Source organism: Thalassospira profundimaris WP0211 (assembly GCF_000300275.1).
Lineage (GTDB): Bacteria > Pseudomonadota > Alphaproteobacteria > Rhodospirillales > Thalassospiraceae > Thalassospira > Thalassospira profundimaris.
The window spans coordinates 25,004-49,362 of the sequence record NZ_AMRN01000006.1 but is presented as its reverse complement, the minus strand read 5'-3'; the positions used below and the strand labels follow the sequence as shown (position 1 = coordinate 49,362).

The window sequence follows — 24,359 nt, the reverse complement described above, 5'->3', positions numbered from 1 at the left end:
ATCCATGCAATCATCAAGCAGGATCTTGGTTTGGCCCCTTTGGGTCAAAGGACTTTTCTTTCGGCCTTTGCTGCGCGTTCCGTGACTGCGTCCAGCGTCAGATCCCAAACAGTGGTGCCTTCGGTTTCTGCCGTTAGGCTGGCCATCGCGAGGCCCGATGCCATTGCATCGTCAAAGCTTGTATGCGGTTTCGAGTAAGCCGACAGAAAACCGGAATAGAAGGCATCACCCGCACCATTGACGTCTTTGACCTTGGTGGGCAACGGATGCCAGAACGCTGTCCCCGATGCCGACGAGGAGACAACCCCTTGGGCACCAAGCGTGATCACGACATCTGGGATACCCTTGCCGCGCAAAAGCTCGACCGCGACTTTCGCCTGCGCAAGATCGTTGATCTCGATACCCGTCAGGATGCGTGTTTCTGCACGGTTGGCAATCAGCAGGTCCAGCTTATCAAGTACCGGCTTGAACCGTACTGCCTTGCTGGGCGAAACGGTAGCTGCGCACAATTTTGTCGTCTGTTTGTTTTCGGCAAGCCACATGATGCTCTCGGTTGGCAGGTTCGCATCAACCAACCACCAGGGCCGTGCCAGAAGGTTTGCCAGATGCGGTTCAAGGCGATCAATGGTCAGCAGGTCATAGACCTCGGCATTCATCATGCCGAGCGCAAGTTCGCCGGTTTCATCAAGAAGGGCCGTGTAACCGGCCGTTGCCATGCCAGTGATCTTCATCAGATGGCGGGTATCGATCCCAAGTTCGGACAGCGCCTCGATCACCTGATCGCCATCACCGTCATCCCCGACAGCGCCCAGCATCGCGACATTATTGCCCAGAAGCCGAAGATGCACCGCAATGTTGCGGCTGACACCGCCAGGTTTGCGATGCAATGTCCGAACCGGGTTCGAGGCAGCGGGAACAAAAGTCTCGGTACATTGCAGGGTGCGGTCGAAATGGGCGGCACCAAAGCAAAGAATGTTGGCATTAGGCGTCATAGAGAACGGGTGCTCTTTGTCGTGGGACGTCACGCAGGTGACGGTCATGTGCTGTAAGCGATGTTGATAAGCCTCAAGCGCGCATGAAGGCAAGGAAAACAAAAAAGGCAGTCCGATACGGACTGCCTTTCGGTCGCTTGATCACGCAGAAAACCTGTTTATTTCAGGTTGATGCGACCCTTGGTCGTCGGGGTCATTGGGGAGTTAAGCCCAATATAGTCGGCAACAGCCTGTTCAAGGTTCGGTCCGAAGTCATAGACATCGGTGGCATTATCCCGGAACAGGGCGTAGCCATCACCGCCATTGCGCATAAAGTCGTTGGAAACAACGCCATACATTTTGCCGGCCTCGATCGGCACGAAGCCATTGCCCTCGGCAACCATGACGTTTGAAACACGCGATCCGGCAGGTTGCGAAAGATCAAGGTCAAATTTCAGGCCCGCAACCTGCGGAAACTGGCCTTTGCCTTCCTCGACAAGCGATACACCATGTTCAAGCGACGCAACGATATCCGCACCGGAAAGCTTGAAGGTTGCCAAGGCGTTCTGGAACGGAAGAACCGTCAGGACTTCACCCATGGTAACAGTGCCTTCATCGATGCTTGCACGCACACCGCCGCCGTTCTGAATGGCGATCTGATAGTCATCGCCAGCTTTCCAGAGCATGGCATCGGCAACCAACGAACCCATGGAACATTCCATCTTGCGGCAGATTTCGCGCGATCCATCTGCAGGTGCCGTGAAGCTGCCAACTTCAAGTGTGCGAACGGCATCAACCTGACCGCTGGCCTCTGCGATAACGGCAAGAACGTCCTCGGCCGGTTTAATGCTTGCATCAAGCGCAATCGGATCACCCGACCATGCGGTTGCCACACCGGCATCATCAAATGTGACGTTCAGGTCGCCAAGGTAACGGCTGTAGGCATATGCCTGGACGATCAGAACAGGTTTGCCATCGGCACCATTTTTGACGACCGGGTAGGGATGGGATGCCTTGTCATCACTGTTGGAAAACAGAAGATGGTCATGACCGCCGACAATCACGTCAACACCAGTCACATCGCTGACATACTCAAAATCGGCGTATGAGCCCGAATGGCTGAGAGCGACAATTTTGTTGATACCCTGGGCGGTCAAGCGATCGACTGAGCTTTGCAGTGATTGCGCAAGGTCGTTGAACTTGACGTTCGGACCAGCACTTGAAATGTCGGCCGTTTCCGGCGTTGTCAGCCCGACGATACCAATGCGTTCACCGCCAACCGTGATGATGGTTTCAGGTTTGATAAGTTCGTTCAGACCATCCGTGGTGGCTTCGATGTTGGCCGACAAAATGGGGGTAAGGCTTTTCTTGATGAAGCTTGCCAGGACGTCCGGGCCATCATCAAATTCATGGTTGCCAACCGCCATTGCATCATAATCAACAAGGTTCATCAGCTCAGCCGTCAGCGAACCCTTGTAGGTCGAATAGTAAAGGGATCCCTGGAACTGATCACCTGCATCGACAACCAGAACGTTGCCGCCTTCGGCACGGGCGTCACGAATGGCTGTTGCAAGACGGCCATAACCGCCAAAGCATTTGCCTTCGGCATCGTCCTCTGCACTGCAGGTATTATTGTATTTTGTGACCGATTCAACGCGGTCATGAACGTCATTGGTATGGATCAGACGCAAATCATAATCGGCCAACGCGCTTCCGGCACCAACGCTCAGCATGGTGCAGGCCGACAGCAGCCCTGCAATTGTTCTTTTCATTCCTGTTCTCCAACAATAATCCACTCTTCCTGTCCCGATCGGGAGGGAAAGTATGAAAACGCAAATCGGTGGGTCGGAAAATCTTTGCCCCACGGAATGCTAGCACCAAACTCTCGCGAACGGTATGTCCGGTTGTTGACGGTGTGGTTAAAATTACACATCGGTTGTGGTCGTAAATCCGCGCCGGTTCATTTGTGTCGGGAAGAATCGGAAACGCACCAATTTCAATCATTCGAGGTTCAATGGTGCCGATTTGGTGCCATTTAAGCGTATCGACAAAGATAAATTAACGTGCAGAAAAGGTTGGTTCAGGTTTGAGCCCGATCGGCCCGAAACTAAGGGAAACCCCGCAGATATGCGATTTGAAGTTCCGGTTGTAGTGCATTGGTGCTGACCAAGTGGACAGGTCTGTGCAACGTGTTGCGTGCTCAGCTATTTACAGGGCACTATATTTTGTAGTTACCATGAGCATTCGCAGCATGCCAAACCGCGCTGCATTGGTCCTTGACCAACGCCGCTTTGCTTATGTTGCGAGACATGTGTTTTCGATGAGGGAGTTCCGCCAAACAAGATGGGCATTGGCGGAAAGATAATCAGAATTCAAACAAAGAAGGGCATCGGAATGAAAAAGCTTCTGACCTCGGTGGTCGCGGCTGTTGCTTGCTATGCAGGCGTTGCTTCGGCTGCAGAAATCAATCCGGCTGTGGTTTACGATCTTGGTGGTCGTTTTGACCGCTCATTCAACCAAGCGGCATACACGGGTGCCGAGAAGTACAAGGAAGATACCGGTACTGAGTATCGTGACTTCGAAATCCAGAACGATTCACAGCGCGAGCAGGCAATGCGCAACTTTGCGCGCCGCGGCATGAATCCGATTGTTGCGATTGGTTTTTCCCAGGCTTCTGCACTTGAAAAAGTCGCTAAAGAATTCCCTGAAACCAAATTTACCATTGTTGACATGGTTGTAGACCTGCCGAACGTTCAGTCGGTGGTTTTCAAGGAACATGAAGGTTCGTTCCTTGTCGGTGTTCTGGCGGCTATGGCATCTGAAACCGGCAAGGTCGGTTTCGTCGGTGGTATGGACATTCCGCTGATCCGCAAATTCGCCTGCGGTTACGCACAGGGCGTAAAATATTCGAATGGCGATGCCGAAGTCTTCCAGAACATGACCGGCACTACCGGTGCTGCCTGGAACGATCCGGTAAAGGGTGGTGAACTTGCAAAATCGCAGTTCGACCGTGGTGCTGATGTTGTTTACCATGCTGCAGGTGGTACTGGCGTTGGTGTGCTTCAGGCTGCTGCAGATGCCGGTAAACTCGGCATTGGTGTGGACTCCAACCAGAACGGCCTGCATCCGGGTTCGGTTCTGACGTCTATGCTGAAACGCGTTGACGTTGCTGTTTACGAAGCTTTCGAGGCAGCTGCCAACGATACCTGGGAGCCGGGCCTGACCATTCTGGGTCTTGCAGAAGGTGGCGTTGATTGGGCACTTGATGAAAACAACGAAAGCCTGATCACCGACGAGATGAAAGCAGCCGTTGCCGAGGCCAAGGAAGCAATCATTTCCGGTAACCTTGAAGTACACGATTACATGAGCGATAGCGCCTGCCCAATGTAAGGCAGACGTCAAAGCAAATCGGGGATTTGTCGTGTCGGATACGATGCATCAAATGCACGGCGCCGGGGAAACCGGTGCCGTGCAACCCGCTATTGAACTGCGCGGTATAGACAAGCGGTTCGGTGCGGTACATGCCAATAAAGAAATCGACCTTAAGGTCGACAAAGGAACTATCCACGGAATCGTGGGCGAAAATGGGGCTGGTAAATCGACCCTGATGAGTATTCTGTATGGCTTTTATCAGGCCGATGCAGGAACCATTCACGTCGATGGCAAGCTCTGTGAAATCAACGGATCAGAAGACGCGATCGCGGTCGGGATCGGGATGGTTCACCAGCATTTCATGTTGGTTGAGACGTTCTCGGTGCTCGAAAACGTTATTCTTGGCGTCGAAGGCGGTGCTGTTCTGCGCGATGGTGTTGAAAAGGCACGCGAAGAACTCAAACGTCTAGAACGCGAATATTCGCTCAACATCGATCCGGATGCCATCGTGGGTGATCTGTCGGTTGGGCTCCAGCAACGTGTGGAAATTCTCAAGGCGCTCTATCGCGGGGCGGAAATTCTTATTCTGGATGAGCCGACCGGTGTTTTGACACCGCAGGAAGCTGATCACCTTTTCAGAATTCTTGATACCCTGAAAGAACAGGGCAAGACGGTTGTTCTGATTACCCACAAACTGCGCGAAATCATGGCCGCAACGGACAACGTATCCGTCATGCGCCAGGGCGCAATGGTGGCGCATCGCAAGACAGCCGAAACCAGCCCGGAAGAACTGTCGGAATTAATGGTCGGCCGTAAGGTATTGCTACGCCTTGAAAAAGGTGAATCCAATCCGGCTGCGACCGTGCTTAAAGTCGATAATCTTTGTGTTGATAATGCCCAGGGCGTTCGTAAGGTCAAAAATGCGACCTTCACCGTGCGCGCAGGCGAAATCGTCGGCATTGCCGGGGTATCTGGTAACGGACAAAGTGAGCTACTTGAAGCGCTTGGTGGTATCAGATCTGCCAGCGAAGGGACCGTGGAGCTAAACAGGCAGGATGTAACGGCGGGCAAAGGTGTTGATGCCGCAGAGCTCCGTCGTCGCGGTGTCGCGCATGTGCCCGAGGATCGCCATCGCATGGCGATGGTCACGGCCTTTTCAGCCAAAGAGGCGGCTATTCTTGGCTATGAAGATGATCCTGCCTATCAAAAGGGCGGGCTTCTGGATTGGGATGCTATTTCAGCTGCAACAGCCAATATGATGTCGGAATTTGACGTTCGTCCGGACAATCCGGATTTGAAAGCTGCCAATTTCTCGGGCGGCAATCAGCAAAAGCTTGTTCTGGCGCGTGAAATCATGCGTGACCCGGAATTGCTTCTGGTGGGTCAGCCGACCCGTGGTGTCGATATCGGCGCCATTGAATTCATTCACAAACGTATTGTCGCCATGCGGGATGCTGGCAAAGCCGTCCTTCTGGTGTCAGTGGAGCTTGACGAGATTATGTCGCTTGCCGACCGCATTCTGGTGATGTGCGATGGGGCCATCATTGGTGAAGTTGCGGCATCCGAGGCCAACGAACGCGTGCTTGGTTTGATGATGGCGGGCGTTGACCCAAATGAAGCCAAGGCAGCGGAGGGACAGGCATGAGCAAGACTGTCGAACTACCGCGCTGGATTGATGTTGGCGCCTTGCCTTTGCTGAACCTGCTGTTGGCCCTTGTTGTGTCCGGGCTTGTGGTTTTGGCGATTGGTGAAAACCCGGTTCAGGTGGTTGAAATCCTGCTTTATGGCGCGTTTGGCTATGAAGAGGCGTGGGGTTATACGCTTTATTACACCACCAACTTTATTTTTACCGGCCTTGCGTTTGCCGTCGCGTTCCATTGCGGGCTGTTTAACATCGGCGCCGAAGGGCAGGCCTATATCGGTGGCCTCGGTGTGACGTTGGCCGCCCTTTATCTCGATTTCCTGCCATTCCCGATAATGCTGGTTGTGGCGATGTTGGCGGCGATGATTTTTGGCGCGGCGTGGGCTTATATCCCGGCCTACTTGCAGGCGCGTCGCGGATCGCACGTCGTTATTACGACGATCATGTTCAACTTCATCGCCTCATCGCTGATGGTGTATCTGCTGGTCAATGTGCTTCGTCCGGAAGGCTCGATGACGCCCGAAAGCGAACAGATCGCCGAACATTTGCGATTGCCATTTATTCATGACATTGCAGCCGCGCTTGGCATTGATATGGCGTCAAGCCCACTGAACCTGTCATTTGTTTATGCGATCGTCATCAGCGTCATGGTCTGGCTGTTTATCTGGCATACCCGTTGGGGCTATGCCATCCGGACAGTTGGTGCCAATGCTGTGGCGGCAACCTATGCCGGGCTTGAGCCCGGGCGTTTTATCATTATCGCGATGATGATCTCAGGTGCGCTGTCATCCTTCGTGGCGCTAAACGAAGTCATGGGTGTTCAGCACCGCCTGCTGATTGATTTCACCGCCGGGTATGGCTTTGTTGGCATTGCTGTGGCGCTGATGGGGCGCAACCATCCATTTGGCATCTTCCTTGCGGCTTTGCTATTCGGGATGCTCTATCAGGGCGGGGCGGAGCTTTCATTTGAAATTCCGACCATCTCGAATGACATGGTCGTGGTTATTCAGGGGCTTGTCATCCTGTTTACCGGTGCGATGGAACACATGTTCCGTCCGCGCGTGACAAAGATCTATACAGCCTGGCGTCTGCGCCAGGATGCCGGGGAGGCCGCATAATGGATACATTTCAGCTGATTATCCTGTTGCTGGACGCAACGCTGCGGACCTCGACACCGCTTATTCTTGCGGCCTTGGCCGGGATGTTTTCCGAACGGTCCGGAACGATTAACCTTGCCCTTGAAGGCATGATGCTGGGCGGGGCATTTTCGGCTGCTGCGGTTGCGTTCTATGTCGGAAGCCCGTGGGTCGGGCTACTGGCCGCGATTGCAACCACGATTGCGCTTTCGCTGCTGCATGGTTTTGCTTGCATCACGCACAAGGGCAACCAAGTGGTTTCGGGCATGGCGATCAATATCCTGATGTCGGGTCTGACCGCACTTGTCGGGATTGCACTTTTCGCACAGGGCGGCAAAACGCCAGCGCTTGATAAAGGATCACGTTTCCAGCCGATCACGTTTCCGGGTGCCGACGCCGTTCAGGACGTTCCGGTTCTGGGCCTGATTTATTCGGAACTGCTAAGCGGTCATAATATTCTGGTTTATGTTGCCTTCCTTGCCGTTCCGGCAGCCTGGTGGGTGATGTATCGCACCCGGTTTGGCTTGCGTCTGCGCGCGGTTGGTGAAAACCCGGGCGCTGTTGATACGGCGGGCATTGGCGTTGTCGCGATGCGCTATCGCGCCGTAATTTGCAGTGGTGTGCTTGTTGGCATGTCAGGCGCCTATCTTTCGACTGCACAAGGCGCATCCTTCCTGCAGGACATGACCGCAGGCAAAGGCTATATCGCGCTGGCGGCCATGGTGTTTGGCAAGTGGCGCCCGTTCCCGGCATTGGCAGCTTGCCTGCTGTTTGGCTTTCTTGACGCGGCAGCCACACGTTTGCAGGGCGTCGTTTTGCCCGGTATCGGCGAAGTTCCGGTCCAATTGGTGCAGGCATTGCCCTATATCCTGACGGTCATTCTTCTGGCCGGGTTCATTGGCCGGGCTATTCCACCAAAGGCACTTGGTCGGGCATACGTCAAGGAACGCTAGGCTTTTCGTGGTTCGGGTCTCGGCCTATGATACAGGCAGTCCCGAACCACTTTTCCAGAAATGTGCGCTTTGGTCAGGCGCGATAGGTAATCAAAACAGGATCAAACAAATGGTTGCTCATAAACAGGCTCCGCGCGATCTGATTGACGCGGCTCTTGCGGCTCGTGACAAGGCATATGCGCCTTATTCGAACTTCTTTGTCGGTGCTGCGTTGCGCACGACTGAGGGTAAGGTCATTTCAGGCTGCAATGTTGAAAATGCAGCATATCCCGAAGGCGTCTGTGCCGAGGCCGGCGCGATTTCGGCAATGGTACTGTCAGGGGAAACCCGTTTTGACGAGATCGTCGTTGTCGGGCTGGGCGATATCGCCTGTACCCCGTGTGGTGGGTGCCGCCAGAAGATCCGCGAATTTACCGGTCCGGATGCGACCATCTTTATCATCAATGATGCCGGTGAAACGCTTCTGACGCTCAGCCGTGAAGAACTTATTCCCCATTCCTTCGGGCCGGAGAACCTCAAATGAGCAATGTAAAAGCAGCGCTTGACGTCATTGCCGCCAAGGCGCCGGGTTTCAAGGCGGAAGTCGCATTGGTTCTTGGCAGCGGACTTGGCGGTGTGGTTGACGCCGTAAGTGATGCAATCAGCATTGCCTACGAAGAATTGCCGGGGTTCCCGCGCCCGACCGTGGTCGGACATGGCGGGACACTTGTTCTTGGCCGTATTGGCGGTGTGTCGGTCGCTGTAATGCAGGGGCGGGCGCATTATTACGAGCATGGCCGATCGGATCTGATGGCTGAGCCGCTTGAAATTATGAGCGAACTTGGCGCAGAACGTCTGCTTTTGACCAATGCTGCCGGTTCACTGATCCCTGACGCCGTACCGGGCAGTCTGATGCTGATTACTGATCATATCAGCCTGTTTGGTCCCAATCCATTGATCGGTTATCACGGAAACGACCGTTTTGTCGGCATGGATGTGCCTTATGATCCTGAAATCGGGTCCGGCCTGCATGGTGCGGCGGCCAAGCTGGGCATCAAACTGTTTGAGGGAACCTATTGCTGGTGCACCGGACCAAGTTTTGAGACGCCAGCGGAAATCCGAGTGCTCAAGATTCTTGGCGCGGACGCGGTGGGTATGTCGACCGTCCCGGAAAACATTCTGGCCCGCCGTCTTGGATTCAAGGTCGCCGCGGTTTCAAACATCACCAATCTGGCCGCTGGCATGAGCGCGACACCGCTTAGCCACGAGCAGACATTGGAAATGTCGAAAGCCGGCTCGGCCAATCTTATCAAGATATTGCTGCAATATTTTTCAAGCGCTTCCTGAAGTCGCATGACTTCAAGGCTGCTAATTTGAATTAACGACACGTGCGCAGGAGACAGCACATGCTGCCCCAAGAAATCATTCGCCGTAAACGCGAAGGCGAAGTTCTGACAGACGCTGAGATTGCCTTTTTCGTCAAGGGCATCACCGATAACAGCATCAGCGAAGGGCAGGTTGCCGCCCTTGCTATGGCAGTGTTCTTTAATGGCATGACCATGGATGAACGCGCGGCGCTTACGCGCAATATGCGCGATAGCGGTACGGTTCTGGACTGGAAGGCGCTTGGCCTTGATGGACCGGTGGTGGACAAGCATTCGACCGGTGGTGTTGGTGACAAGGTCAGCCTGATGCTGGGCCCGATTGTTGGTGCCTGCGGGGCGTTCGTGCCAATGATTTCCGGCCGTGGCCTTGGTCATACTGGTGGGACGCTGGACAAGTTTGATTCCATTCCGGGCTATCGCACCACACCAAGTCTTGACGAATTCGCCAAGGTAACCCGTGAAGTCGGCTGCGCCATTATCGGGCAGACAGCCGATCTGGCACCGGCGGATAAACGGTTTTATGGCATTCGCGACGTGACAGCGACGGTCGAGAGCATCCCGTTGATCACGGCGTCCATCCTGTCAAAGAAACTGGCAGCCGGGCTTGATAGCCTAGTCATGGATGTGAAATTCGGCTCCGGCGCCTTTATGAACGAGTATGAGCGCGCCCGTGAACTGGCCGAAAGCATCACCGAAGTTGCCACCCGCAACGGTGTTCCCACGGTCGCACTTCTGACCGATATGGAACAGGTGCTGGGTGACACAGTTGGCAATGCACTCGAAATGCAGGAAGCGATCGACTTCCTGACCGGCAAGCATCAGGAACAACGTGTCTATGATGTCACCATGGCGCTGGCGGCTGAGATGCTGACCGTTAGTGGTGTGGCATCCGATGTTTCCGATGGCCTGCGTATGGCAACAGAGGCGCTTGAGAGCGGCAAGGCAGCCGAGACCTTTGGCAAGATGGTATCAAGTCTTGGTGGTCCGGCAGACTTTGTTGAAAACACCAACAAGTATCTTGAAGCCGCCCCGATGATAAATACGGTCACAGCCGCCAAGACCGGACGTGTTCTTTCGATGGACGCCAGAAAGGTTGGTCTTGCGCTGGTTTCGCTAAAGGGTGGACGGACGCGGGCGGATCAGAAGATCGACTTTGCGGTCGGCTTTACCGATTTCATCAAGGTTGGACAGCCGGTCTCGGCCGAAACACCAATTTGCCTGGCTCACACCCGTGATGAGGCACAGCTTGAAGAGGCAACCGCCTTGCTGCGCGATGCGATTGTGATCGGCGAGGGGGATGTCGATGCGACAGGCACCGAACCAGCTGTACGGGAACGGATCGTGGCACGCAAAAAGGCGTGATAGGCACCAAGTCAAAAGCAAAAAGCCGGGGATGAAACCCGGCTTTTTTTGTTTTCTGCGCTTATCGAAGTTCGCCGTCAGCTTTCTGCGTGCATTTGCTTTCGACGGACAAGGCTTGCCAAATGGCTCAAGAGAAAGCATTTTGATCAGGAATGAAAATTTTCCAATAAAGATGAAAATTGAAAACAGAAGGAGAGAGGCATGGGGAAACTGGATCGGCGTCGTAGAGAGATTTTGGAGCTTGTCGCCTCCAACAGCTTTATGACCATTGATACCCTTGCCGAACATTTTTCTGTCACGCCACAAACCATCCGACGCGACATCAATGAAATGGCCGAAGAAGGCCTGATTGCCCGCTATCACGGCGGGGCTGCCAGTGTCTCGACCACCGAAAATACCGCCTATACCGACCGTCAGGTTCTAAACCTTGGCAGCAAGCGCGAGATCGCAAAGCTGGTGGCGCAACATATCCCCGAAGGCGCGTCTCTGTTTATCAATATCGGAACAACCAACGAAGAAGTCGCACATGCGCTTCTGGGCCATAAAAGTCTTAAGATCATTACCAATAACCTGCATGTTGCAGAAATCTGTGCTGCCAATCAGGGATTTGAAGTGATTATTGCCGGTGGCGTTGTGCGACAGCGCGATTTCGGTGTCATCGGCGAGGCCACCATTGATTTCATCAACCAGTTCAAGGTTGATTACGCGATTGTCGGGATATCCGGCGTCGATGAGGATGGCAGCCTGATGGATTTCGATTATCGTGAAGTGCGCGTCGCGCGGGCGATTATTTCCAACGCCCGCCAAACATTCCTGTGCACAGATGCATCGAAGTTCGGTCGTCGTGCGATGGTGCGTCTGGGACATCTTTCCGAAATCGACGCTCTGTTTACTGATCGTCATCCGGGGCCTGTTTGGGCCGATGTGATCCGCGAAGCCGACGTTTCGGTCTATACAGCCAACTAGATCCGACACGGGGCAGGGTGTTTGCGCCGTTAGCTATAGACGTGGTCTTCTCGTTTGCCGGTTCGCATGGTGATCGGACCCTGTGAGGATCCGTTCAGCATCTGGGTCAGGTGCGCATTATGTACGTCATCGATATCTTTGGTTTTACCCGCCCAATAGACTTTACCGTCATGCATCATCATCAGGTTCTGATAACGGGTGCGGGCAATATGCATGTCGTTGGTGATCGATATCACCGTGGTCCCGCGTTGTTCTGCAATCTTGCCAATCATGCGTTCGATATGGTTCGACAGAACCGGATCAAGTCCGGCGGTCGGATTGTCCAGCAACAGGATCGCCGGATCGGTGGAAATCGCCCGTGCGACACCAACGCGTTTTTGCATGCCGCCAGACAGATCACTTGGCGTCAGATCCGCACTTTCCGATGCCAGACCGACAAGGCCCAATAGATCAAGGGCACGTTCCCGGGCCTCCTTGCGGCTGAGAGTACCGGTTTCAATCTGACGAAAGCAGATGTTCTCCCAAACCTTCAGGCTGTCAAACAGGGCATTTTGTTGAAACAGCATGCCAATGCGTTCCGCCCATGCGGCGCGTTTCGGCGCATTGGTTTGACTGACATCATCGCCATCCAACAGGATCTTGCCAGCATCGGCCCCGTAAATCCCAACCAGACATTTCATCAGAACACTTTTGCCTGCGGCAGACGGACCAATAATGGCCATGGTTTCGCCCTTGGGAAGATGCAAGCTGACATCATCTAGGGCAAGCTTGTCGCCAAACCGTTTGCTGAGATTTTCAACCGAGATAAAGGCCGGATGGGTCGCGGAGCTGGTTTCAGGCGTGGTCATTGGCAATCCGGATGATGAACGTGTTGGGCCGAGTTTCGGCAATTGCGCGGGTCTGGGCAAGGATCATTTTTACAAAAATGAAAACGGCCCCGCAAATGGGGGCCGTTTTGCAAAGATCGGGTGTTTGATAGCCGATTAATGCGACAGGATCTGGCTGAGGAACAGCTTTGTACGATCGCTTTTCGGGTTATCAAAGAACTCCTTCGGACCGGCCATTTCGACGATCTGGCCAGCATCCATAAAGATCACACGGTCAGCGACCTCTTTTGCGAAGCCCATCTCGTGAGTCACGCAAAGCATGGTCATACCTTCCTTGGCGAGTTCGACCATCACGTCGAGAACTTCCTTGACCATCTCCGGATCAAGCGCCGAGGTCGGTTCATCAAACAGCATGATTTTTGGCTGCATGCAGAGCGAACGGGCAATCGCCACACGCTGCTGCTGACCGCCGGAAAGCTGACCCGGGAATTTGTGGGCCTGCTCGGCAATTCGCACACGCTCAAGGTAATGCATGGCCAGTTCGTTGGCTTGCTTCTTGGGCATCTTGCGAACCCAGATCGGGGCCAGCGTCAGGTTTTCCAGCACGGTCATGTGCGGGAAAAGGTTGAAGTGCTGGAACACCATGCAGACTTCGCGGCGCACGGCTTCGATGTTTTTGACATCGTCGCCAAGCAAAATGCCATCGACGTAAACTTCACCGCTTTGATAGGTTTCAAGGCGGTTCAGGGTGCGGATCAGCGTCGATTTACCTGAGCCGGACGGGCCGCAGATAACGATACGCTCACCTTTGCGAACAGACAGGTCAATATCCTGAAGAACATGGAAATTGCCATACCATTTGTTCATCTTGTTGACGGTGATGACATCCTCTTTGGACGGAGGAGGCACAGCGCCGGTAGTGGGTTCAGTTGCTACAGTCATTGTTTTTTCCTCACTCCTTACCTTTGTTCGCCTTTGCGAAGCTCTTTTTCAAGATAGGCGGAATATTTCGCCATCGAGAAACAGATCAGGAAGAATATTGCCGCGGCGAAGGCATAACCTTCGACGTAATATTTGGTCCAGGCCGGGTCACTGCGCAGTGCCAGCTTCACCGTGCCAAGGAAGTCAAACAGGCCGATAATCACGACCAGTGTGGTGTCCTTGAACATGGAGATAAAGCTGTTGACGGTCGGCGGGATCACCAGACGCAGTGCCTGCGGCAAAATGATCAGACGCATTGACTGCCAATAAGACAGCGCAAGACTGTCACCAGCCTCAAACTGACCACGCGGAACGGCCTGCAGACCACCACGGAATACCTCGGCGAGGTAGGCGGCGGTAAACAGGATAATACCGATCTGCGCGCGCAGCAGCTTGTCGATGGTAACCCCATCGGGCAGGAACAGCGGGAACATGACCGATGCCATGAACAGAACCGTAATCAGCGGCACACCACGAATGACTTCGATGTACACCACGGAAACGGTTTTGATGGCCGGCATGTGCGACTGACGACCAAGTGCCAGCAGCAGCCCGAACGGGAAGGCAAAGATCACACCGATCGAGGACAGGATCAGGGTCAGCGGCAAGCCACCCCAATAGCTGTTCTGGACATAGGTAAGGCCAAACACACCACCCCACATGAGGATGGCAATAATCGGCACACCAATAACCCACATCGGAATGATTGCCTTGCGCAGGCTCGGATACTTAACCGCACCCAGACTGCCGCAAATGATTCCCATCAGAAAGATCATGGCAAGAAGCGGCCGCCACTGTTCTTCAAACGGGTAGGTGCCAAACAGGATCAGTCGTAAATTGGCATTAACGAACCCCCAGCAGGCACCCGTCGCTTCCGCGCAGGCCTCAATTGATGGCGCCAACGTCGCATTGATGATGGCCCACTCGACGATTGGCGGGATCAGCCAAACGAGGAATGCGATCGAACCAAGGGTCAGGAGGGTGTTGAACCATCCATCAAACAGGTTCTTTTTCGACCATGCCACGGCACGCTCGGAAAAGGTGCCGGTCGGAAGAGGAGGTAATTTTGCGTTTTCTGACATGTTACCTCTCCACCAGTGCCATTTTCTTGTTGAACCAGTTCATAAAGAGCGAGGTCAACAAGGACAAACCAAGATAGATCGACATGAAGATCGAGATGGCCTCGATCGCCTGACCTGTCTGGTTCATGGTCGTGTTGGAAACAGAAACCAGATCCGGATAACCGACGGCAACAGCCAAAGAGCTGTTCTTGGTCAGGTTAAGATACTGGTTGGTCAGTGGCGGGATCGCGACACGCATCGATTGCGGCAGGATCACCTTGCGAAGCGCAATAGAACGGCGAATGCCCAAACTGTCGGCAGCTTCCCACTGGCCATTTGGAACAGCCTGAATACCGGAACGAACAACCTCGGCAACATAGGTCGAGGTGTAAACCGTAAGACCGATCAGAACTGCCATGAATTCAGGCGAAATGTTGTAGCCACCCTGAATGTTAAAGCCTTTGAGGGCCGGCATGCTCATGTCGGTTGGTGCGCCACCTGCCAGATAGGCAGCAAGGACGAGACCGACAAAAATACCGATCCCGGCAAGAAGCATCGGGAAGGGCTGACCTGTGGCGTCCTGGCGTTTCTTGGCCCATTTCCTGACGAAATAGATCACAACGCAGGCAATCACGGCCGCAATGGTCATAAGGGTGTAGGCGTTATCAGGTTCCGGCACCGGCAAATACATACCGCGCGACGTCAGCAAAACACCGGGCAGAGGCTCAAGCGCGTCGCGTGGATGCGGGAAAGCGCTTGGAATAAGTGCGTACCAGAAGAACAGTTGCAACAGGACCGGAATGTTCCGGAACGTTTCAACATATACAGTCGCAAGTTTGCGAACGATCCAGTTCGAGGACAGGCGCGCAACGCCAAAGATTGTCCCGATAATCGTACACAAAATGATCCCAAGCAGTGACACCTTCACAGTGTTCAGAAGACCGACCATCAACGCCGTCGCATAGTCGCTTTGGGCGCTGTAGTCGATCATGGTTTCACTGATCTCGAAGGAAGCTTCAAGATCAAGGAACCCGTAACCGGTTGAGATGTTCTGTTGTTCAAGGTTGTACAAGGTGTTGGACACCAGGTACCAGCCCGCAAGAACGATCAGTCCAATTGCGACGACTTGATAAAGCACCGCACGGACGTTTTCGTCATTGAGATAATCAACGAGGCCCTTGGAACGAACATCCCCCGGGGCATTTTGAGGCTTACTCATATGACCCTCAGGTGTAGATTGTATCCAAAATCAGCAAGCACCTAACGAAAAGCTCCGCCCATGCGTTCAGGCAGTGGGGCGGAGCTTCGTAGGTTTAGGCAGTCGGTTTGCTAGCGATTAGCGAACCGGCCATGCATACTGCAGGCCACCGTCGGTCCACAGAGCGTTCAGACCACGCTCAAGACCGAGCTTGGCGGTAACGTTTTTCTCATAGCTTTCGCCATAGTTACCGACCTGCTTGACGATGTTGTATGCCCATGCTTCGTCAAGACCAAGAGCTTCACCCATGCCCGGCGAAACGCCGAGAAGACGCTGGATGCCCGGGTTGGTGCTGTTTGCTTTCATGTCGTCAACATTTTCCATGGTGACGCCATACTCTTCTGCTTCAACCATTGCAGCAAAAGCCCAGCGAACAACGTCCGACCACTGTTCGTCGCCCTGGGCGACAACCGGGCCGAGCGGCTCTTTGGAGATGATTTCCGGCAGGATCACATAGTCAGCCGGATTTTCAGCCATCTGGGTACGGATGGAAGCAAGACCAGAAGCATCGGTGGTGTAAACGTCGCAACGACCAGAGAAGAAGGCTGCGGTTGCTTCGTTGATGTTCTCGATAACGACCGGCTCGAAGGACATGCCTTTGGCGCGGAAGTAGTCAGCGAGGTTCAGCTCGGTCGTGGTGCCCGGCTCAACGCAGACGGTCGCACCGTCAAGCTCGGTTGCGCTGGAAACGCCGAGAGCTTTCGGGATCAGGAAGCCCTGACCGTCATAGTAGTTGATGCCGACAAAGGTCAGACCCAGTTTCGCATCACGGGTGGTGGTTGCAGTGGTGTTACGCGACAGGATGTCGATTTCACCGGACTGCAGAGCCGTGAAGCGCTGTGCTGCGGTCAGCGGGGTGTACTGAACGGCGTTTGCGTCACCAAAAACTGCAGCAGCTGCTGCACGGCAGACGTCAACGTCAATACCTTCCCATTTACCTTCGGCATTGGCAGCGGAGAAACCCGGAAGACCGGTGTTCACGCCGCACTGAACGAAACCTTTGGCCTTGATGCCGTCAAGAACGGCACCTGCCTGTGCGTTCTGCGCGGCAACGGCTGCAACGGTCATTGCGCCAGCGGCAAGGATCGTCTGGATTTTCATAAGATAGCTCCCTTATTAGCAAAGCATTGTTTTTAGCTTTTGTGCCACCCTGGATATGCACAGCCGCATATCCATTCGTCCGAAGAACATCGGACCGCCAAATTAAGAAATTTTAGGCCGCCTTGTGTCAAGTGTGAAAAAATTTTGGCAACATTAGAACCTACGGTGCTGGCTAAAAATTGAGGCTTTTTCTGCGGTTATATCGCGCGGAGATACGATCACATAAAATATACGAAACTTTGTTTGTCTCATATATTCAATAACCTAGTAGTAGTTTAGTTCTGATCACCGGCAAGACCGAGAATTGCACGAACTTTTTTTCACCAAACAATCAGTCATGATCAAAAAAAGTGCATCAGTTCACGCTGTTTAAAAAATACGCATGGTTGCAGTGCGGAATCGGGAGCGGCATTCGTTAAGCAGCGCGGCCGAGCATCTTGCAAAACCGGATCGGCACGAAAAAGCCCCGCTTCGAGATGTGGGGCTTGTCTTGATCAGGTTTTCAGTTCCGACAGGTTGGAAAACAGTTCCAGTGCCGTCGGGTTGGCCAAGGCTTCCTGATTTTTTACCGGCCGTCCATGGACAACATCACGAACTGCAAGTTCGGTAATTTTCCCCGATTTTGTCCGCGGGATATCGGCAACCGCAAGCACCTTGGCGGGGACGTGGCGTGGGGTGCAGTTGTTGCGGATCTGCTTCTTGATCTTGTCGATAAGGGCGGTATCCAATTCGTAATTGTCGCGGAGCACAACAAACAGGATCACCCGAACGTCGTTATCCCAGTCCTGACCTATCACAATCGATTCCTGAATTTCAGGTAGTTTTTCTACCTGGCGATAAATCTCTGCCGTGCCGATACGAACGCCGCCGGGGTTAAGGGTCGCATCCGAGCGGCCATAAATGACCATGCCGCCATCATCATCAAGCTCGACATAGTCACCATGGCACCAGATGTTATCAAACCGGTCAAAATAGGCGCTGTGATACCGCGAACCATCCGGATCGTTCCAGAAGCCGACCGGCATGGATGGGAATGGCTTGGTGCAAACCAGTTCACCTTTTTCGTTCCGCACGGAGTTGCCATCGTCGTCAAACACGTCGACAGCAAGACCAAGGGCACGGGTCTGGATGACGCCACGTTTGACTGGCAGGACGGGGCAAGCCAGCACAAAGCAGCCAAGGATATCTGTGCCGCCTGAAATGGACGCCAGATGGATGTCTTCCTTGATGTCGCGATAAACGTAATCGAAGCTTTCCGGTGCAAGCGGCGAGCCGGTTGATGTCATTGCACGAACAGTGGACAGATCGTGTGTTTCGCGCGGTTTGAGTTCGGCCTTGGCCAACGCATCGATATATTTGGCAGATGTGCCAAACAGCGTCATGCCTTCTGCATCGGCATAATCAAACAGGATATTGCCGCTCGGATAGAAGGGCGAGCCATCATAAAGCAGAAGCGTTGCGCCGGCCGCAAGACCCGCCATCAACCAGTTCCACATCATCCAGCCACATGTGGTGAAATAGAAAACGCGATCACCGGGCGCGACATCACAATGCAGGATATGTTCCGAAACCTGTTTCAGCAGCGTTCCGCCCGTGCCGTGAACAATGCATTTCGGTTTGCCCGTCGTGCCGGACGAAAACATCACATAAAGCGGATGATTGAATTCGACCTGTTCGAAGACGATCTTTTCGGTCCGGAAGGGGGCAATGAAGTCGTCATAGGTGACGGCGTTGCGGATATCCGTCGTGTTGGCGCCGTCAAAGGCATAGGGCACGATGACGACCTTTTTCAGGCTGTCGATCCGCTCGACAACATCGTGAACCTTTTCGCGGATGTCGTGTTGTTTGCCATTATAGTGATAACCGTCAACGGTGATCATCACGGTTGGTTCGATCTGGCCAAAGCGGTCTACAACACCCTGAACGCCGAAATCAGGGGAGGCGGAGGACCAGGTTGCCCCGATGGCTGCCGTCGCCAGCATCGCAATCACGGTTTCAGACATGTTTGGCATATAGCCGCATACGCGATCACCCTTGCCAACGCCCTCTGCGCGCAGGGCCTGCGAGAATTTCGATACTGCAATATTAAGTTCCGCCCAGGATAGGCGGCTTTTGACCTTGTCTTCACCCCAGAAGATCAGGGCGTCGGTGTCGTCGTCTCGGACCAGAAGGTTCTCGGCAAAGTTCAGGCGCGCATCAGGGAAGAACTGGGCGCCCGGCATTTTGTTGCCGTCGATCAGCACGCGGTCGCCCCATGTTTCCGCTTTCAGATCGGCATATTCGATAAGAGCAGGCCAGAAACGTTCAATCTCGGCAACTGACCAGTCATAGAGTTCGGTGAAACTCTGAAGGTTAAGCGCATGCTTTTCATTCACCCAGTCGCGAAAGCGGGTGACGTTTGCATTTTCAACGCGTTCTTTCGTCGGTTGCCAAAGAAAGTCGCTCATCATGAGTCCTCTGTTTCCTGCCGAACGTTTCGATCTCGTGGCGCATCCTTTGAGGGCGCCAAATTGGTAGTCCTTTACCGCTTTTCTAGGCGGAAAAAAGCGGACCAGCAAGTGAAGTAACGCAGATGTCCTTAAATGGTAATACCAATTTGCTTGTTTTTCGTCATATATAAGGTGAGCTTATTTAAATAACTGTCGGTATTAACAATATAAAAATTCGAAACAGTGAGGCTCAAAAATATTGTAGGTTGGCGTTAAAAAATAGCCCCAGAGGCTAATAAAATATCAAATGGCGGCTGGTTTTTGTTCTATCGTGATTCGCTGGGTTGCGATGCAGCCGTGTCTTGCACGTGAAAACGCTTGCACGCCTGTCTGGGCATATTAGGTTGACACAGCATTTCACGACACATGGAGATAACCGTGGCAGGTATTGACGAAAGCCAACCCTTTGTATCGATCAATATTGCCGTATTGACCGTCAGCGATACGCGCGATCTCCATAACGACACCTCGGGCGAGGTTCTTTGTGAACGCATCATCGCCAAGGGCCATCACGTTTATGAACGCAAAATCCTGAAAGACGATCAATTGGCCTTGCGCAAGCAGCTTGGTGCATGGTGCTCAAACCCGGATGTCGATGTGATCATTACCACGGGTGGCACAGGCGTTACCGGGCGCGACGTGACGGTGGAAGCCCACCGGGCAATCTACGAAAAGGAAATACCGGGCTTCGGCGAACTGTTCCGTTGGATATCATATCAGAAAATTGGCACATCCACCGTGCAATCACGGGCGACTGCGGGGGTGTGTATGGGAACCTACATGTTTGCGTTACCTGGATCGACCGGAGCATGCAAAGATGCCTGGGACGAAATTCTGACCTATCAGCTTGATATCCGCCATCGGCCGTGCAACTTCGTCGAGCTCATGCCTCGTCTGCTTGAAGAATAGGGGCGCACGCCGTCCATATCCGTTGCCCGCGATCCCAGAATTCCCCAAATAACAAGGACTTCCGATGGAATTTATCTCGGATCCGTTTTTCTATGTTGTCGGCATTCCCGCCGTCTTGATCGCCGGTGTTTCAAAAAGCGGCTTTGGCGGCGGGCTCGGTGTTGTGGCTGTGCCGTTGATGGCGTTGGCGGTATCACCACAGGCCGCCGCGGCGATCATGCTTCCCATCCTGTGCCTGATGGACCTTGCAAATGTCTGGGCCTATCGCAACCGCTGGGATCGCCGGAACATGAAAATCCTCGTGCCGGCCGCATTGCTGGGCATTCTTGTCGGGACATTGTCTTTCAGCTACCTGAACGAGGCAGCCGTCAAATTGATCATCGCAATGATCGCGATCATCTTTACCCTTGATCATTGGCTCCGTGGCCGGAAGGAAACCGGTGCACCGGGAAGGGCAACGATTGGTAAGGGTACGGTTCTTGGCGCACTGGCAGGTTTCACCAGTTTCGTCGCCCACGCGGGCGGGCCACCGGTATCGGTGTATCTGCTGCCGCAGCGAATGGACAAATCGATCTTTGTTGGCACGACAGTTATGTTCTTCATTGTCGTCAATTACGTCAAACTGATCCCGTATGCGCTGCTTGGGCAATTCGATGCATCCAACCTCGGAACATCACTTTTGTTTGTGCCGGTCGCGTTGTTCGGGACGTGGCTTGGCTTGTGGGCGCATGACAAAGTCAGCGTTAAATTGTTCTACCGGGTTTGCTACAGCCTGTTGTTCGTCACAGGGATTAAGCTGCTTGCAGATTCGATCCTCGAATTTACAGCCTAAATTATGCATCGGCTTGTGCGGTACCTTGTCACACTGCGCTAATAGTGGATGTAACTATCAATGGTTTTGATTTTAGATGACGGCTCTCTTCTGGGTGGAAATGGCATACGCCAATGAGATAGCCGTGTGGTACGAGTATAATCCTGTATTTACGTAATGGTATAAGTGGCTTATTAGATATCAGTGCTGCAAAGACAAGCAGAATGGATGGCGAATAAAAGCACGCGATCAGCAGCCAGGAGGAAACCTGATGCGCATATGGGAGCTTTATTTAAATGCCAGAAAGAATTCTGCAGGTTGCGACAGCAATTTCCGGGCAAGCCAATGATAAAATTACAGAAATCAAGGCCGTTACACGGGCAACACGAACCCTTGCACTGAATGCGTTGATCGAGGCTGCGCGTGCGGGCGAAGTGGGCCGGGGGTTTGGCGTTGTTGCCAACGAGGTGAAGGAAATCTCGCAACGTGTGAACGTGATTACCGAAGAACTTGAAGATATGTTTCTGACGCTTGCCTCCGATCTGGAGAAAACAGCGCAGACGGTTCGTGGTGATCGTTTTGCCGACCTTGCCCGTTATTCTGTCGAATTGATGGACCGCAACCTGTACGAACGATCGTGCGATGTGCGCTGGTGGGCAACCGACGCAGCCGTGGTCGATGTTTGCGAAAATCTGCAAGACCCTGCGTTTGCATTGCGTGCATCGGAACGGCTCGGTGTGATCCTCGATTCCTATACTGTGTATCTCGATCTTTGGGTAGTTGATCGGAACGGCAACGTTATTGCCAACGGACGCCCGGACTCCTATCGCGTGATGGGGCAAAATGTTTCTGATCAGGGCTGGTTTCAGGAAGCGTTGCGCTGTCGCGATGGTGGACACTATGCCGTCGCGGATGTGGCAGCCAATTCACTGTTAAACAACGCCGCAACCCCGACTTATGCGACCGCCGTGCGTAGGGGCGGTTCTGTTGATGGTGATGTGATCGGTGTTTTGGGTGTCTTCTTTGACTGGGAAAGCCAGGCACCGATGATCGTCAAATCGCTGAACTTCAACGCGGAAGAACGTGAACGTACCCGGGTGATGTTGATCGACGCAAGAAATCGGGTCCTTGCTGCTTCCGATGACCGCGGCGTGCTCAGCGAAACATTTAATCTGCGTGTCGATGATCCTGCCCGTGGGGCCTATCTGCTTGAAGACGGATCCCTTGTGGCCTACGCCTTGACGCCAGGGTACGAAACCTATCAAGGGCTCGGCTGGCGTGGGGTTATCGTGCAAACACCAAGAGCGGAAAATGCCGCCGCCTAAACGTCGACGTCTAGGCAAACGGCGATATCGATCTGCTAAAAGAAGACGGGCACCTTATGTTGGTGCCCGTCTTCTTTTGTTTTGTGCTCAGGTGTTTGCGCTTGCCCCTTGGCATGAAAAGAGATAACGATTCTGTCACTTTATTGATAAAATGTCATCGTATCTGCCTTGAAGGATGAAAGCTGTTGGAACTGATCCTTGCCAAAATTGCCGTGTCAATCGGAACGGTGCTGGGGCTTTCGATGCTTGCTGAACGGGCAGGGCCACGTGTCGCCGGCGTGTTGTCAGGTTACCCGTTGGGAACGGCCATCCTTTTGTATTTCATCGCAATCGAGCAGGGTGTTGCCTTCGCAAGTGAAAGCGCGGTGTACGCTTTGCCCGGCCTGATTGCGACCTTAACCTTCCTCTATGCCTATTTCATTGTGTCGCGCCAATGCGTCCGGCTGCCTGTCTTTCCACAGATTCTAATCAGCTCGCTCGGGGCGTTTGTCACTTATCTGTCTGTCTCATGGCTGTTTCAGCTCGCACCGATGAGCTTGACGCAGGCGGCGGTGATTTTGCTGGTTGCGATCGTTGTCGCACTCATCCTTTTCCGCAAGATCGAGAATGTCCGTATTCTCAATCGGGTTCGCCTGACCAAGCGGGTTGTTTTGCTTCGTGCTTCACTGGCGGCAATCATCGTTCTGGTCATCAGCGGCATGGCGGCATGGATTGGTCCGCGCTGGGCAGGGTTATTGTCAGGTTTCCCCGTAACACTCTATCCCATGATGTTGATCCTTCATTTCACCTATGGGGCAGAACCGGTGCATACGGTTATTCGAAACTTTCCGAGGGGAATGGGTGCGCTATGGGTCTATATCCTTGCCGTGACCCTTGGTTATCCTGTTCTTGGGCTTGGCTTGGGCACGCTGTGTGCCTTTGGGGCAGCCACGGTCTATCTCATCGGGTACACCACTTTCGTCTGGGTCCGCCAAAAGTCCGTGCAAGCAGCGCAATGATCTCCTAACATTCAGAGAACACGACAATGATGGTCGGTCAAATCGACCGCGCACAGGGAGTAGTCGCTGAATGCAGCAAGTCCAGTCACTGGTACGGGCGTTAAGTATCCTCAACGCGCTTGCCGAAAGCGAAGACGGGATGACCCTGACCGAAATTTCACATCAGGTGAAATTACCACCCTCGACAGCACACCGTTTGCTGACCACTATGCAACACGAGCGCTATGTGTCGTTCGAGGGGGAGCGCACACTCTGGTTTGTCGGGGTGCAGGCTTTCAGCGTCGGCAATTCATTTACCAAAAATCGCAATCTCAGCCAGATCGCGCGGCCCTATATGCGCGCACTCATGGAAGACAGCGGTGAAACGGTAAATCTTGCTGTCGCAGATGGTGGCGAGGTCATTTTCCTGTCGCAGGTGGAATGCCGCAAAATGATGCGCGCACTCGTCACACCCGGTCGCCGGGCGTTGATGCATTGCTCGGGCGTTGGCAAGGCCTTGCTTGCCTTTTTGCCGGAAGAAGAACTGCATTCGGTCGTAGCAAAGCACGGGTTGCCCAAAATTACCGAACGAACCCTGATAACCCAGGAAGCTCTTGAAAAGGATCTGGAGCGTTGCCGTCAGCGTGGCTATGCCCTTGATGATGAAGAGCACGCGGTTGGTCTGCGTTGTGTGGCGGGCGTTGTCCGTGATGAAACGGGTTTGCCAATTGCTGCATTATCACTTTCAGGCCCCGCGGCCCGTATTCCAAACGACCATATCGAGCAATTGGGGCTTAAAATACGCCGTGTCTGCGCCGACCTGAGCCGCGAATATGGAGGAAAGCCGGTCTAAA

The 24,359-nt window shown here is 53.6% G+C and carries 21 protein-coding genes; 13 read left to right on the top strand and 8 right to left on the bottom strand.

Translation table 11 applies throughout. The annotated features are described in order from the left end of the window. Positions 1-44: 44 nt before the first annotated feature. Both TH2_RS12250 and TH2_RS12245 read right to left on the bottom strand, forming a co-directional pair. Positions 45-992: a carbohydrate kinase family protein gene (locus TH2_RS12250; protein WP_008890751.1), complete on the bottom strand. Its 948-nt coding sequence runs from the start codon at positions 990-992 to the stop codon at positions 45-47. A gap of 158 nt (positions 993-1,150) precedes the next feature. Next, complete coding sequence (locus tag TH2_RS12245; protein ID WP_008890750.1) at positions 1,151-2,743, bottom strand: bifunctional metallophosphatase/5'-nucleotidase; 1,593 nt, start codon at positions 2,741-2,743, stop codon at positions 1,151-1,153. Between the two features lie 622 nt (positions 2,744-3,365). On the opposite strand from TH2_RS12245, the gene TH2_RS12240 reads away from it, so the two are divergent. The 8 genes from TH2_RS12240 to TH2_RS12205 all read left to right on the top strand — a co-directional run bounded on the left by TH2_RS12240 (position 3,366) and on the right by TH2_RS12205 (position 11,766). Further along, positions 3,366-4,361: a BMP family lipoprotein gene (locus TH2_RS12240; protein WP_008890749.1), complete on the top strand. Its 996-nt coding sequence runs from the start codon at positions 3,366-3,368 to the stop codon at positions 4,359-4,361. 43 nt (positions 4,362-4,404) lie between these two features. Beyond that, positions 4,405-5,988 (top strand): ABC transporter ATP-binding protein, encoded by a 1,584-nt coding sequence (locus tag TH2_RS12235; RefSeq protein ID WP_008890748.1) that lies wholly within the window; start codon positions 4,405-4,407, stop codon positions 5,986-5,988. Next, entirely contained in the window at positions 5,985-7,103 is a 1,119-nt protein-coding gene (locus tag TH2_RS12230) for an ABC transporter permease (RefSeq protein ID WP_008890747.1), read from the top strand. Before TH2_RS12235 ends, TH2_RS12230 begins: the two co-directional genes overlap by 4 nt. Then, complete coding sequence (locus TH2_RS12225) at positions 7,103-8,074, top strand: ABC transporter permease (RefSeq protein WP_008890746.1); 972 nt, start codon at positions 7,103-7,105, stop codon at positions 8,072-8,074. Before TH2_RS12230 ends, TH2_RS12225 begins: the two co-directional genes overlap by 1 nt. A 109-nt stretch (positions 8,075-8,183) precedes the next feature. After that, the gene (locus TH2_RS12220; protein WP_008890745.1) at positions 8,184-8,597 is read left to right on the top strand and encodes a cytidine deaminase; all 414 of its coding nucleotides are present in this window, start codon (positions 8,184-8,186) and stop codon (positions 8,595-8,597) included. Further along, complete coding sequence (locus TH2_RS12215; RefSeq protein WP_008890744.1) at positions 8,594-9,400, top strand: purine-nucleoside phosphorylase; 807 nt, start codon at positions 8,594-8,596, stop codon at positions 9,398-9,400. Before TH2_RS12220 ends, TH2_RS12215 begins: the two co-directional genes overlap by 4 nt. Before the next feature lie 59 nt (positions 9,401-9,459). Then, the gene (gene deoA, locus TH2_RS12210; RefSeq protein WP_008890743.1) at positions 9,460-10,800 is read left to right on the top strand and encodes a thymidine phosphorylase; all 1,341 of its coding nucleotides are present in this window, start codon (positions 9,460-9,462) and stop codon (positions 10,798-10,800) included. 201 nt (positions 10,801-11,001) lie between these two features. Next, entirely contained in the window at positions 11,002-11,766 is a 765-nt protein-coding gene (locus tag TH2_RS12205; RefSeq protein WP_008890742.1) for a DeoR/GlpR family DNA-binding transcription regulator, read from the top strand. Between the two features lie 29 nt (positions 11,767-11,795). Here TH2_RS12205 and TH2_RS12200 read toward each other — a convergent pair whose 3' ends face one another. The 6 genes from TH2_RS12200 to TH2_RS12175 form a co-directional block, all read right to left on the bottom strand. Further along, positions 11,796-12,614, bottom strand: coding sequence for an ABC transporter ATP-binding protein (locus tag TH2_RS12200; RefSeq protein ID WP_008890741.1), 819 nt, complete (start codon positions 12,612-12,614; stop codon positions 11,796-11,798). 135 nt (positions 12,615-12,749) lie between these two features. Beyond that, the gene (locus tag TH2_RS12195) at positions 12,750-13,535 is read right to left on the bottom strand and encodes an amino acid ABC transporter ATP-binding protein (protein WP_040823744.1); all 786 of its coding nucleotides are present in this window, start codon (positions 13,533-13,535) and stop codon (positions 12,750-12,752) included. 17 nt (positions 13,536-13,552) lie between these two features. Next, entirely contained in the window at positions 13,553-14,656 is a 1,104-nt protein-coding gene (locus TH2_RS12190; RefSeq protein WP_008890739.1) for an amino acid ABC transporter permease, read from the bottom strand. A 1-nt stretch (position 14,657) separates the two neighbouring features. Further along, positions 14,658-15,854 (bottom strand): amino acid ABC transporter permease, encoded by a 1,197-nt coding sequence (locus TH2_RS12185; protein WP_008890738.1) that lies wholly within the window; start codon positions 15,852-15,854, stop codon positions 14,658-14,660. A gap of 117 nt (positions 15,855-15,971) precedes the next feature. Then, positions 15,972-16,994, bottom strand: coding sequence for an amino acid ABC transporter substrate-binding protein (locus tag TH2_RS12180; protein WP_008890737.1), 1,023 nt, complete (start codon positions 16,992-16,994; stop codon positions 15,972-15,974). A gap of 494 nt (positions 16,995-17,488) precedes the next feature. Then, positions 17,489-19,441 (bottom strand): acetoacetate--CoA ligase, encoded by a 1,953-nt coding sequence (locus TH2_RS12175; protein WP_040823814.1) that lies wholly within the window; start codon positions 19,439-19,441, stop codon positions 17,489-17,491. Positions 19,442-19,861: 420 nt separating this feature from the next. Here TH2_RS12175 and moaB point away from each other — a divergent pair, with 420 nt between their 5' ends. The 5 genes from moaB (at position 19,862) to TH2_RS12150 (ending at position 24,358) form a co-directional block, all read left to right on the top strand. Continuing rightward, positions 19,862-20,392: a molybdenum cofactor biosynthesis protein B gene (gene moaB, locus TH2_RS12170; RefSeq protein WP_040823811.1), complete on the top strand. Its 531-nt coding sequence runs from the start codon at positions 19,862-19,864 to the stop codon at positions 20,390-20,392. Between the two features lie 64 nt (positions 20,393-20,456). Continuing rightward, on the top strand, positions 20,457-21,224 hold the full coding sequence (locus TH2_RS12165) for a sulfite exporter TauE/SafE family protein (protein WP_008890734.1): 768 nt from the start codon (positions 20,457-20,459) through the stop codon (positions 21,222-21,224). 275 nt (positions 21,225-21,499) lie between these two features. Beyond that, complete coding sequence (locus TH2_RS21885) at positions 21,500-22,528, top strand: methyl-accepting chemotaxis protein (RefSeq protein WP_008890733.1); 1,029 nt, start codon at positions 21,500-21,502, stop codon at positions 22,526-22,528. Between the two features lie 185 nt (positions 22,529-22,713). Continuing rightward, entirely contained in the window at positions 22,714-23,526 is an 813-nt protein-coding gene (locus TH2_RS12155; RefSeq protein ID WP_008890732.1) for a hypothetical protein, read from the top strand. 70 nt (positions 23,527-23,596) lie between these two features. Then, positions 23,597-24,358 carry an IclR family transcriptional regulator gene (locus TH2_RS12150; RefSeq protein WP_008890731.1) on the top strand — a complete coding sequence of 254 codons (762 nt, stop codon included), beginning with the start codon at positions 23,597-23,599 and terminating at the stop codon, positions 24,356-24,358. The last annotated feature ends 1 nt before the right edge of the window (position 24,359 follow it).